The organism is uncultured Phascolarctobacterium sp., from assembly GCF_902463975.1.
In the GTDB taxonomy this organism is placed as follows: Bacteria; Bacillota; Negativicutes; order Acidaminococcales; family Acidaminococcaceae; genus Phascolarctobacterium_A.
Genome location: NZ_CABQHJ010000055.1, coordinates 1 through 4489 on the forward strand (window position 1 = coordinate 1; position 4489 = coordinate 4489).

At 42.6% G+C, this 4489-nt stretch carries 5 protein-coding genes; all 5 read right to left on the reverse strand.

Annotated elements, in window-relative coordinates; all coding sequences use genetic code 11:
- Nucleotides 1-356: 356 nt before the first annotated feature.
- Nucleotides 357-716 (reverse strand): PD-(D/E)XK nuclease domain-containing protein, encoded by a 360-nt coding sequence (locus RDW05_RS11565; protein ID WP_307979177.1) that lies wholly within the window; start codon nt 714-716, stop codon nt 357-359.
- Between the two features lie 196 nt (nt 717-912).
- Nucleotides 913-2028, reverse strand: a complete 1116-nt coding sequence (tnpB, locus tag RDW05_RS11570; protein WP_374111044.1) for an IS200/IS605 family element RNA-guided endonuclease TnpB — start codon at nt 2026-2028, stop codon at nt 913-915.
- Complete coding sequence (gene tnpA, locus RDW05_RS11575) at nt 2028-2423, reverse strand: IS200/IS605 family transposase (protein ID WP_307979181.1); 396 nt, start codon at nt 2421-2423, stop codon at nt 2028-2030. The genes tnpB and tnpA overlap by 1 nt, the downstream gene beginning before the upstream one ends.
- Before the next feature lie 139 nt (nt 2424-2562).
- Complete coding sequence (locus tag RDW05_RS11580) at nt 2563-3834, reverse strand: AAA family ATPase (protein WP_307979182.1); 1272 nt, start codon at nt 3832-3834, stop codon at nt 2563-2565.
- A gap of 228 nt (nt 3835-4062) precedes the next feature.
- On the reverse strand, nt 4063-4422 hold the full coding sequence (locus RDW05_RS11585; RefSeq protein WP_304268049.1) for a hypothetical protein: 360 nt from the start codon (nt 4420-4422) through the stop codon (nt 4063-4065).
- Nucleotides 4423-4489 lie beyond the last annotated feature (67 nt).

Sequence of the window (4489 nt, forward strand, 5' to 3'; positions counted from 1 at the left end):
ATATATATATATATATATTACAAATAAAGTTAAAAAATTCTAAAATGCAGGTTAGATTTTCGTAAAATAATGGTAAAAATTTTTCGCAGTTCACAGCCCCCTTCCGCCTCGCTTCGCTCGGCACCTTCCCCAAGGGGCAGGCAAGACTAATAGCTTTTCGATAAACTTCATTAGCACATTCTTGGTTCCCCCTCGGGGGACAAGGTGAATTGCCCGAAGGGCAAGAGAGGGCGCCCTGGGGCGACTGTCGCGATAGCGACTAACGGGGGGCATACATAGCAGCTGAGTGCTTGGAACAATTTAGCAAGACTATACGCCAAAAGCCGCCCTTGCAGGCGGCTTTTTTGCTGTAAAATCTAATTCGTCTTCAACTCAACCCTCTTATTGGCAAACGCAATACCGTATTTGCGTATAACACTTACTCCCAGTGAACGCAACTCAGTATCATACTTCTTTTCTTCAATCTGGTCGAACGCAACCTGCGCCAGCTTGCTTAAAGCACCATCATCGTCCTTTGCTTCACCTGCTTTTATTTCAATAATAATCCCCGGCATACCTGCGTTTTTAGGAATAAGCTGAATATCATATCTGCCAGTTCCACTTTCTCTATTGGAGCGGATAAAGTGAGTATATTCAAAGATAGTTATAAGTCCCAGCATCAGACCATGATAATAGCTTTCCCTAAGCCCGTCATAATAGCTGATTGTCTGCATCATGAATCTTCCCAACGTTTCTTTGATGACAGCACTATCCTTATTTAATAAAGCGTCTCGTGAACGTACCCCCGCCTATAGAGGCGGAAGCTTCCTGCTTCAGCGAGAACAGCACCACTAACTCCGAAGAGTTATGGCGACTTACACTCTCTCCACAGGCGTAGATTCCCATGCGACCCACGGTACTTTATGAGTTACGCTAGGCAGATATTCGCCTAGCTTCTTCTCTAATATTTATTGCAGCGTTCTTATCACGGTTATGATGACTGCCACACTTAGGGCAATCCCATTCCCGTACAGATAAGTCTTTGGTGTCATTGTTCTGGTAGCCACAGACATGGCATAGCTGACTGCTTGGATACCATTTGTCTATCTTGATAAGTTGCTTACCCTGCCATGCAAGTTTGTATTCCAGCATACTTGTGAACATGCTCCAGCCATTGTCGGATATGGATTTACCAAAGCTGAACTTGCCACCCTTCTTTCGCTTCGCCATGGCCTTTACGCTAATGTCCTCTATGCCAATCGCATCATAGCGGTCTGCAAGATAACGAGCTTTCTTATGCAGGAAGTCGCGGCGTTGATTAGCAATTTTCTCATGGAGTACAGCCACACGCAGTCTTTGTTTATTCCTGTTACGGCTCCCTTTTTGTCTCTTGGAGAGTTTTCTTTGTGCCTTGAGCAACCTCTTTTCGGCTTCCCGTAAGAAATTTGGATAATCGGCATTGTCCTCATCGGAAGCAACATACAGCCCGTGCATAGCAAAATCCAATCCAAGAAAATTCTTCGGTATGATGGGAAGTATTTGGTTTTCATACTCCACCAAAATGCTGATATAGTATTTTCCTGACGGTGTTTTACTTATGGTTACAGTCTTTATGGTGCTATTCTCCATTAATGGACGATGCAGACACAGCTTTACCCAACCTATTTTAGGCAGCTTGACTTTGTTTCCCTCGATTCTTACAGAGCCATATTGGTTGTTCGTAGAATATGAAGCATGCCCCGTTTTCTTCGACTTGAAGCGTGGCTTGCCAAAATGCTTCCTATTGCTCAAAAAGTTGTTATACGCCTTGTTCAGGTTTATTTGGGCATTGGCGAGAGCAAGGCTGTCAACCTCTTTCAGCCAAGGAAATTCTTTCTTGTACTGTGCAGGTGTATTGTTCAGCCTCTCGCCTGTTTCCTTATAGTAATCAAGACGATCTCCAAGCATCTTGTTATAGATGAATCTGGCACAGCCGAAAGTCTTGGCGAACATAATCTTCTGTTCAATTGTCGGGTAGAGCCTGTATCGGTATGCCTTATTCACTATAATCACCTGCCTTGATTTTCTATGTATTTACGAATTGTCTCAATAGGAGCACCACCTGTCGTCAGCAAGCAATAGCTTCTTGACCAAAACATTTCTTTCCACAAATTACGCCTAACTTCTGGAAAATCTTTTTTGATTAGCCTAGAACTGGCACTTTTGTAAGCGTTGATGAATTTCGACATCTCTGTATTAGGATGGGCACGAAACATGATATGTACATGGTCTTGATCATGGTTCCATTCTTCCAATGTGATGTTATATGAAGAGCCTATGCGAACAAATATGTCTTTTGCATATTGGCTCATCTGGTCGGAAAATACCTTATGACGGTACTTTACTACCAGAACAAGATGGTAATACAGCAAGAACACTGAATGGTTATTATTGTCTAATTTCATAGTATAATCAGCCCTTTCACTTTTACGACTGATTATATCATAAAGCTATCTACGGAGCAATTATCTGGCTCAATTACTTACGTAAATTCGCCAGATCCACCTTCATCCCCCACCTTAGAGGTGGGGGACTTCTGGCGGATTAGGTTAAATCCGTTACCGTCATATCACCGACTTCCGCTATCAGCAAACTAATAATTTCCTTACGATAGATTGTGCGTATCTCCTTATTAGGAATATTAAGCCGACATAAATGCTCTCCGTCTTCGTTAAGTGTCATATCAGTTGCCTTCAGGTAACCGGTCATCAGAAGAAAACCAAGAATATCTGTCTGAGGCCCCTTGAGTTCAGGATAAATGATATTCGTTTTGATTACAGAGCTTACCTGCCCGTTTTCTTTAAGCAATTCATGAAGATTCCTGTAAGTTGCTTCATTGTACTTCTCCAGTATTTCATGAATAATAGTATTCTCCGAAGTCTGGCTCCAATACGGGATAGCCTTGCAGCTGCTCGTTATATAATTAATCACCGACCACGGATTATAGATTTCAGTGCTGCCGAACCTATAGCCATCATACCAGCTTTTGATTTCTGCCAGCTTTTCAGTTACATTATAATACTGCGTTATAGTCTTGACCTCACCCTCAGTGAATCCAAAATAACCACTAAAAGTATCATCAAGTACAGAATCAACGCGGATATTATTCAACCCGCTGAAGATACTTTCTTTAGCGACACGCAGGATACCCGTCATAAGGCTCATAGTTATATAGGGATTATCCTTCAAGGCAGCCGAAAAGAAATTTCTGATAAACTCAATAGCTTCATTATAATAATTATTGACGAAGCCTTCCTGGATAGGAGTATCGTACTCGTCAATGATTATCACAGGAGCCTTTTTGTAATGCTGATAAAGCATTCTGCTGAGAATCTGCAGGCTGAGCATATAATCTGCTTTATTAGCATTTTTATTGACTATTTTTTCATAAAAATCCTTGTCTTGTCGGGATATCTCATTACCAGCCTGCAATTCCATGTGTCTTGCATACTCGGAGCTGATAATCATTTTCAACAGTTCATATGCTGTTTCCCAATCCTGCGCCTTTATATCCTTCAGCGACAAAAAGATAACAGGATATTGCCCTTGCTGCTGCGTATAGCTTTCGCCCTGCTGCCAGATTGCTTTATCCTTGAAATAGCTGCTGGTATCTGCGTCTGTTTTCTCAAAGAAAGTACGGAGCATATCCATGTTCAAGGTCTTGCCAAAACGCCTCGGACGCGTAAAAAGAATGTTGCTCACCTTTTCATCAAGCAGGTCCTTTATAAGCAACGTCTTGTCGACATAATAATTTTCCCGGCAGATTCTTTTGAAGTCAGTAGTGCCGACAGGAAGCGGCAGTCTTGTCTGTTGCATGAGAATTCCCCTTTCTTTGCTTCTTCATATATTATAACATCTTTTAGCGCCTGCGACCATTTCCCCTGTCGATATAATTCTACACGCCTTTTTTATACTGCTGGCTGCATAACAAAAAATACCCCCAATACCATGCATCTTGTATCGGGGGCAAAAATCAATCACATAGCCTCACTAAATTCTTTCTTAATTCACACTACAAAGGCACGGGCATCCACCCCAACACCCTCAATAAGCATCCAATCCATTGCGCGCGCCGCCAACAACACGCACACTGCTCACATTAAACGCCGCCTTCAGCACCGGCAAATACTTGCCAATCAGCTCCGTGCGCACACGCTCATCACCAGCCACAACCAAAAGCGCATCCTCACCCAGGTTAATATTCAGCAGCGAATTGATCAGACGCTCAAACGCAGGCGCAGACATAGCCTTCTTCAAAGCTGTCAGCCCTGGCATAACCTGCGGTTTTTCCTTAGCCATGCGCACTTCCAGTGCCTCAAACGGCACCTCAAAGAGCTTATCATTGCTTGCGCCCACAAAGCTTTCATTCAAAGAACCGCTAACGCCAACAAAATCTTCTGCCATAATAAAAACCTCCTCGTATAATATAGTCATAGCTTAGGTTGCTTTTAATAAAAATTTAAGCTATGCT

What these genes read in the sequence shown, in the direction of transcription:
- RDW05_RS11580 (WP_307979182.1), bottom strand. Translation starts at nt 3,834, where the DNA reads ATGCAACAGACAAGACTGCCGCTTCCTGTCGGCACTACTGACTTCAAA.
- RDW05_RS11585 (WP_304268049.1), bottom strand. Translation starts at nt 4,422, where the DNA reads ATGGCAGAAGATTTTGTTGGCGTTAGCGGTTCTTTGAATGAAAGCTTT.
- tnpA (WP_307979181.1), bottom strand. Translation starts at nt 2,423, where the DNA reads ATGAAATTAGACAATAATAACCATTCAGTGTTCTTGCTGTATTACCAT.
- RDW05_RS11565 (WP_307979177.1), bottom strand. Translation starts at nt 716, where the DNA reads ATGATGCAGACAATCAGCTATTATGACGGGCTTAGGGAAAGCTATTAT.